Source organism: Micromonospora sp. NPDC047740 (assembly GCF_043204735.1).
Classification (GTDB): domain Bacteria; phylum Actinomycetota; class Actinomycetes; order Mycobacteriales; family Micromonosporaceae; genus Micromonospora.
Map to the genome: position 1 here is coordinate 38,727 of NZ_JBIDCT010000034.1, position 6,841 is coordinate 45,567.

Sequence of the window (6,841 nt, forward strand, 5' to 3'; positions counted from 1 at the left end):
CCGCCTCGACCGCGGGCCGTCAGCCGGCGGCGAACCGGCGGGCCACCGCGTCGAAGGCGGCCTTGCGGCGCACGGAGCCGTCGGGCAGCACCGCGACCAGGCCGTAGCCGGCGGTGTCCAGGTCGAGCTCCGGCTCGGGCCGGTGCGGATAGCTGAACGACGCGTAGGTGAAGACGAAGGCGCCCGCCACCCCGGCCGCGTCGGCCGCGTCCAGCAGCCGGCCGATTTCGTCGGCCTGCGCCCCTTCGTCCCGGACCACCGGCTCGCGCAGCCGGGGCGGATCCGCGTCCCGGTCGACCACCGTCCAGGCGAGCGCGCCCCGGGCCGCGGCGCCCGCGTACGTGGCACAGCCCAGCTCGGTGAGCACCACCGGCTTGCCGGGCCGGCGCCACCGCCCGATCGCCGCCGCCCACGCCTCCGGCGACTCCCCGCTGCGGTAGTGGTCCACCCCGACGAGGTCGAAGGGCCGCCAGTCGACCCTCTCGAAACCGAGCGCGGCGTACGCCACCGGACCCTGGAATCGGGACCGCGCCGTGGCGGCGGCCCGGCGCAGGTGCCGGTTGAGCGCCCATGGGAACGCGCCGTGGCGCACGGTGCTCCACAGCAGCCGGCCCGGGCTGCTCATGGTGGCCATCCGGTCGGTGGTGGTGGCCCCGGCGACCATGCCGCGCAGGAACAGGGTCGCCTCCCAGCCGGCCACCAGCACCACCTCGGCGCCCCGGGCGCGCAGCCGCTCCCCGATGTCGGCGCAGCTGCCGAGTTGGAGGCGGGCGGCGGCCGACGTGGCGTCCGGCAGCGCGGGGGAGAGCCAGACCGCCAGCCCCGCCTCGGCGGCGGCCTCGGCCGCCAGGCGCAGCCGGTCCAGGTTCTCCCCGACGAGTCGTACCGCGGTGGCGTGCAGCTCGGTGGCGATCACCCGCAGGTCGGCGCGGACCTGGTCGGGGTCGAAGTCCGGCCGGGACGGCCGGCCGGGCAGCAGTTCGACGCCCGTGTCGTAGACGATGCCCCGGATCCGCATGGCCACTCCTATCGATACGAAACTCGGCTGACCGGTCGCCGGTCGTGCCCGTACCCTTCCCGGATGCTCGTCCCCGACCTGCCGCTGCGCACCGACCGGCTCGTGCTGCGCGCGTTCACCGTCGACGACCTCGCCGCCCTGACCGCCTACCGCTCCCGGCCGGAGGTCACCCGCTACCTCTACCACGAGCCGTACGACGAGGCCGCCGCCGCGGCGGCGATCGAGCGCCTGCGGGGGCGCACCGCGGTGCGCGCACCGGGCGACGTGTTGAACCTGGCGATGGTGCTGCCGGCGACCGGCGAGCTGGTCGGCGACGTGCTGCTGACCTGGACCAGCGGCGAGCACCAGCAGGGCGAGATCGGGTACGTGCTGCACCCGGACCACACCGGCCGGGGGTACGTCACCGAGGCGGGCCGGGAGATGCTGCGGCTCGGCTTCGAGGGCCTCGGCCTGCACCGGATCGTCGGCCGGCTCGACGCCCGGAACACCGCCTCGGCGCGGGTGCTGGAACGGCTCGGCATGCGCCGCGAGGCGCACCTGCGGGAGAACGAGTTCGTCAAGGGCGAGTGGACCGACGAGATGGTCTACGCCATGCTGGGCCGGGAGTGGCGGGCCCGCCCGACCGCCACCTGACCGGGAACACGGCTCGGCCCGGCGCCCCCGTGCGCGCCGGGCCGAGACCGCTTCAGGCGGCGTGCCGCCGCGCCTTGACGGCGCTGTCGATGAAGCCCAGGACGACGATGACGGCGGTGAGCAGGACGGTCGCCCGCGCCAGGTCCTGCGTGCCGCCCTCACGCAGCCACTCGAACCGCTGGACCAGCTCCGGGTTGAGCAGCCGGTCGGTGAGCAGCAGCCAGGTGAGCGGCACGGCGAACGCGAGATCGAGCACCGTCTTGACCGCGACCAGCGGCCAGGTCCACCGCCCCGATCGGTACTTCGCGACCTCCAAGCCGATGTCGGCGACCAGTACCGCCAGCAGCACGGGCAGCCAGAAGCTCCACAGCGCCGGGTCGATCATCGGCAGTCGGGAGCCGTCACCCGAGATCCAGGGCTGGAAGTGCTGCCAGGGGAAGAACGCGATGGCGAACAGCAGGAACACGATCGAGGCGCAGGTGTCGACGAGCGGCACCTGCCGCTCGTTCGGCGCCTCGGGCAGCTGGTCGACGCTCCACTCGGGCAGGTTCAGCGGCGTGTTGGTGCGTTCGAGCACGGCGAAGACGAGGGTGAGCCAGAATGCGATCTGCACCGCCGTCTGCATCGCGCCGACCACCCCGGCGCCGATCGCCGCGCCGGGCTCGCCGTCGACCGTCGCCCTCACCACGCCGGTCGCGACGCCCGCGATGGCGGGAATGTAGGTGAGCAGCGTCCGCAGCAGCCGCCACCAGACCAGGTAGTAGCGCGGGCCGATGAGCTGCAGCCGCCGGTCGGCGTAGCGGGCCGCGAGCTGGTCGGGGTTGCCGAGCTCGGTGAGCACCTCCCGCTCGGCGGTGTCGGCGTCCTGCCCGGCGTCGGTCCGGCCGTCGATCATGTCCGCGATGGACGCCCGCAACTCGGAGGCGATCTCCGCGCGACGGGGTGCCGGCACCGTACGCAGGGTGGCGGTGACGTACCGGTCGGTCAGGGAACTCATCGGTCCACTCCTTCGATCAGGCCGGCGACGGAGGTCTGCACGGCGGTCAGGTCGTCCAGCAGGCGGTCCAGCACGACCTCGCCGTCGGCGCTGGTGCGGTAGAACTTGCGCGGCCGGCTCTCCTCGGTGTTCCACTCGCTGGTCAGCAGCCCCTGCTCCTCCAGTCGCCGGAGCAGGGGATAAAGCGTGTTGGCGTCGACCGGGAAGCCGTGCTCGCCCAGCCGTTGCAGCAGCGCGTAGCCGTAGTCGGGCCGGCGCAGGGCGACCAGGCTCGCCACCACGACCGTGCCGCGCCGCAGCTCCTGGAGATGGGTCCGGAGGACCTCGTCGCTCACCATGCGGCACACGATACTGTGTGCCGCACACTATTCCAACCCCGTACAGCATCGTGCGGCACACGGGCATCGGATGAGAGACCCGGAACACCCTCGGCGCGGACGGTGGAGCCGGTCAGGCGACCTGGGTAGGGTGAGTCGGTCGACTCCGACGCAGCCTTGATCCACACCCCGGGGGGCGCCACGCATGGGCGATTCGTTCGCGCATCTGCACGTGCACACTGAGTACTCGATGCTCGACGGGGCGGCCCGGCTCAAGGACCTCTTCGCCGAGGCGGCCCGGCTGGGCATGCCGGCGGTGGCGATCACCGACCACGGCAACATGCACGGCGCGAACGACTTCTACAAGCAGGCGACGGCGGCCGGCGTCAAGCCCATCCTCGGCGTCGAGGCGTACGTGGCGCCGGAGTCGCGCTTTCACAAGCAGCGGGTCAAGTGGGGCCGGCCGGAACAGAAGAGCGACGACGTCTCGGGTAACGGCGCGATCACCCACATGACCATGTGGGCGGCGAACAAGACTGGGCTGCACAACCTCTTCACGCTCAACTCCCGCGCCTCGATGGAGGGCCACTACGTCAAGTGGCCCCGGATGGACATGGAGTTGATCGCCGAGCATGCCGAGGGCATCATGGCGACCACCGGCTGCCCGTCCGGCGCGGTGCAGACCCGGCTGCGGCTCGGTCAGTTCGACGAGGCGCTCAAGGTCGCCGCCGCATACCAGGACATCTTCGGCAAGGAGAACTACTTCCTGGAGATCATGGACCACGGCCTCGAGATCGAGCGCCGGGTCCGCGACGGCCTCGTCGAGATCGCCCACAAGCTCGACATCCCGCCGGTGGTCACCAACGACTCGCACTACACCCACGAGGCGCAGGCCGAGGCGCACGACGTGCTGCTCTGCGTACAGACCGGCAGCAACATCGCCGACCCCAACCGGTTCCGCTTCGAGGGCGGCGGCTACTTCGTCAAGTCCGCCGACCAGATGCGCGCGGTCGACTCGTCCGAGCTGTGGCAGCAGGGCTGCCGCAACACCCTGCTGGTCGCCGAGAAGGTCGACCCGGCCGGGATGTTCGAGTTCCACAACCTGATGCCGCGGTTCCCGATCCCCGAGGGGGAGACCGAGGAGTCCTGGTTCCGCAAGGAGACGTTCAGGGGGCTGGAGCGCCGCTTCCCGAACGGCATCCCGGAGGGGCACGTCGCCCAGGCCGAGTACGAACTGGGCGTCATCGTGCAGATGGGCTTCCCGTCGTACTTCCTCGTGGTCGCCGACTTCATCCAGTGGGCCAAGAGCCAGGGCATCGCCGTCGGTCCGGGCCGTGGCTCGGCCGCCGGCTCGCTGGTCGCGTACGCCCTGGGCATCACCGACCTGGACCCGATCCCGCACGGCCTGATCTTCGAGCGGTTCCTCAACCCCGAGCGCGTCTCGATGCCCGATGTCGACATCGACTTCGACGAGCGTCGGCGCGGTGAGGTGATCCGCTACGTCACCGACAAGTGGGGTGAGGACAAGGTCGCGCAGATCGCCACCTTCGGCACGATCAAGGCGAAGGCCGCGATCAAGGACTCGGCCCGGGTGCTCGGCTACCCGTACGCGGTGGGCGACCGGATCACCAAGGCGATGCCCCCGGCGGTGATGGGCAAGGACATCCCGCTGTCGGGCATCTTCGACCCGAAGCACCCGCGCTACGCCGAGGCGGGCGAGATCCGCGGCCTCTACGAGTCCGACCCGGACGTCAAGAAGGTCATCGAGACCGCGAAGGGCATCGAGGGGCTGATCCGGCAGACCGGCGTGCACGCCGCCGGCGTCATCATGTCCGCCGAGCCGATCATCGAGCACATCCCGCTGATGCGGCGGGACGCCGACGGGGCCATCATCACCCAGTTCGACTACCCGACGTGCGAGTCGCTCGGGCTGTTGAAGATGGACTTCCTCGGCCTGCGCAACCTCACGATCATCGACGATGCGGTCAAGAACATCCAGCTCAACCACGGCAAGGAGCTGGACCTGCTGGCCCTGCCGCTGGACGACAAGGCCGCCTACGAGCTGCTCGCCCGCGGTGACACCCTGGGCGTGTTCCAGCTCGACGGCGGGCCGATGCGTTCGCTGCTGCGCCTGATGAAGCCGGACAACTTCGAGGACATCTCCGCCGTCCTCGCGCTCTACCGGCCCGGTCCGATGGGCGTGGACTCGCACACCAACTACGCGCTGCGCAAGAACAACCTCCAGGAGATCACGCCGATCCACCCGGAGCTGGCGGAGCCGCTGCGGGAGATCCTCGCCCCCACCTACGGCCTGATCGTCTATCAGGAGCAGGTACAGCGCGCCGCGCAGATCCTCGCCGGCTACAGCCTCGGCCAGGCCGACCTGCTGCGCCGGGCGATGGGTAAGAAGAAGAAGGAGATCCTCGACAAGGAGTTCATCCCGTTCCGGGACGGCTGCCGCGAGCGCGGCTACTCCGACGAGGCGATCCAGGCGGTGTGGGACGTGCTCGTCCCGTTCGCCGGCTATGCCTTCAACAAGGCCCACTCGGCCGCGTACGGCCTGGTGTCGTACTGGACGGCCTACCTCAAGGCGCACTACCCGGCCGAGTACATGGCGGCGCTGCTCACCTCCGTCGGCGACGACAAGGACAAGATGGCGCTCTACCTGTCCGAGTGCCGGCGGATGGGCATCCAGGTGCTGCCGCCCGACGTGAACACCTCGGCCGGGCCGTTCACCCCGGTCGGCAAGGACATCCGCTTCGGCCTGGCCGCCATCCGCAATGTCGGCGCGAACGTGGTCACCTCGATCATGCGGTGCCGCGAGGAGAAGGACGCCTACGCCGACTTCTACGACTTCCTGTCGAAGGTGGACGCGGTGGTCTGCAACAAGAAGACCATCGAATCGCTGATCAAGGCCGGGGCGTTCGACTCGCTCGGCCACCCCCGCAAGGGCCTGCTCGCCGTGCACGCCGACGCCATCGACGCGTACGCCGACGTCAAGCGCAAGGAGGCGGTCGGCCAGTACGACCTCTTCGGCGCCGGCTTCGGCGACGCGGACGCCGGCAGCAGCACCACGGTGATGCCGACCATCGGCGAGGGGGAGTGGGACAAGCGGGACAAGCTCGCCTTCGAACGCGAGATGCTCGGCCTCTACGTCTCCGACCACCCGCTGTTCGGCCTGGAGCACGTGCTCGGCGCGGCGGCCGACTGCACCATCGCCGCGCTCTCCGAGGAGGGGACCGTGCCCGACGGGGCGGTGGTGACCCTGGCCGGGATCCTCTCCGGCGTGCAGCGCCGGGTCACCAAGCAGGGCCGGGCCTGGGCCTCCGCCACGCTGGAGGACCTGGCCGGTGGCGTCGAGACGCTGTTCTTCCCCAACACCTACGAGGTGATCGGCCAGTACATCGCCGAGGACGCGATCGTGGTGGTCAAGGGGCGGGTGGACCGCCGGGACGACACGCCCCGGATCATGGCGATGGACATGTCCATGCCCGACATCAGCAGCAACCCGGCGAACAAGCCGGTCACGCTGACCATCCCGGTGCACCGCTGCACGCCGCCGCTGGTGGAGAAGCTCAAGGAGACGCTGGTGCTGCACCCCGGTGACACCGAGGTGCACGTCAAGCTGCTCAACGGCGGCAAGATCACCACGCTGCGCCTCGGGCCGTTCCGGGTGGCGGCCACCACCGCGTTGATGGGCGACCTGAAGAGCGTCCTCGGCCCGGCCAACGTCAGCTGACGTTCCCGGCAGCTCGATAGCTTTTGTCCGTTATCGTCGTGGAGTGTCCCGTCGACAGTTGTTGGCTGCCGTCCCGGTCCTGGTTCTGTCGGCCGGGCTGCTGGCCTGCACCGACCGGGCGCCTACTCGGGAGGCGG

At 70.6% G+C, this 6,841-nt stretch carries 5 protein-coding genes; 2 read left to right on the forward strand and 3 right to left on the reverse strand.

The window, feature by feature from the left end:
* Window positions 1-19: 19 nt before the first annotated feature.
* On the reverse strand, window positions 20-1,018 hold the full coding sequence (locus ACGF4F_RS35935) for a hypothetical protein (protein WP_357446065.1): 999 nt from the start codon (window positions 1,016-1,018) through the stop codon (window positions 20-22).
* A gap of 63 nt (window positions 1,019-1,081) precedes the next feature.
* Here ACGF4F_RS35935 and ACGF4F_RS35940 point away from each other — a divergent pair, with 63 nt between their 5' ends.
* The gene (locus ACGF4F_RS35940; protein ID WP_357446062.1) at window positions 1,082-1,651 is read left to right on the forward strand and encodes a GNAT family protein; all 570 of its coding nucleotides are present in this window, start codon (window positions 1,082-1,084) and stop codon (window positions 1,649-1,651) included.
* 52 nt (window positions 1,652-1,703) lie between these two features.
* On the opposite strand, the gene ACGF4F_RS35945 is transcribed toward ACGF4F_RS35940, so the two are convergent.
* Window positions 1,704-2,648 (reverse strand): permease prefix domain 1-containing protein, encoded by a 945-nt coding sequence (locus ACGF4F_RS35945; RefSeq protein WP_393084771.1) that lies wholly within the window; start codon window positions 2,646-2,648, stop codon window positions 1,704-1,706.
* Window positions 2,645-2,986: a PadR family transcriptional regulator gene (locus tag ACGF4F_RS35950; protein WP_073839467.1), complete on the reverse strand. Its 342-nt coding sequence runs from the start codon at window positions 2,984-2,986 to the stop codon at window positions 2,645-2,647. Before ACGF4F_RS35950 ends, ACGF4F_RS35945 begins: the two co-directional genes overlap by 4 nt.
* A 184-nt stretch (window positions 2,987-3,170) precedes the next feature.
* Between ACGF4F_RS35950 and dnaE the strand changes: the two genes are divergently transcribed.
* Window positions 3,171-6,704 carry a DNA polymerase III subunit alpha gene (gene dnaE, locus ACGF4F_RS35955; RefSeq protein WP_357446056.1) on the forward strand — a complete coding sequence of 1,178 codons (3,534 nt, stop codon included), beginning with the start codon at window positions 3,171-3,173 and terminating at the stop codon, window positions 6,702-6,704.
* Window positions 6,705-6,841 lie beyond the last annotated feature (137 nt).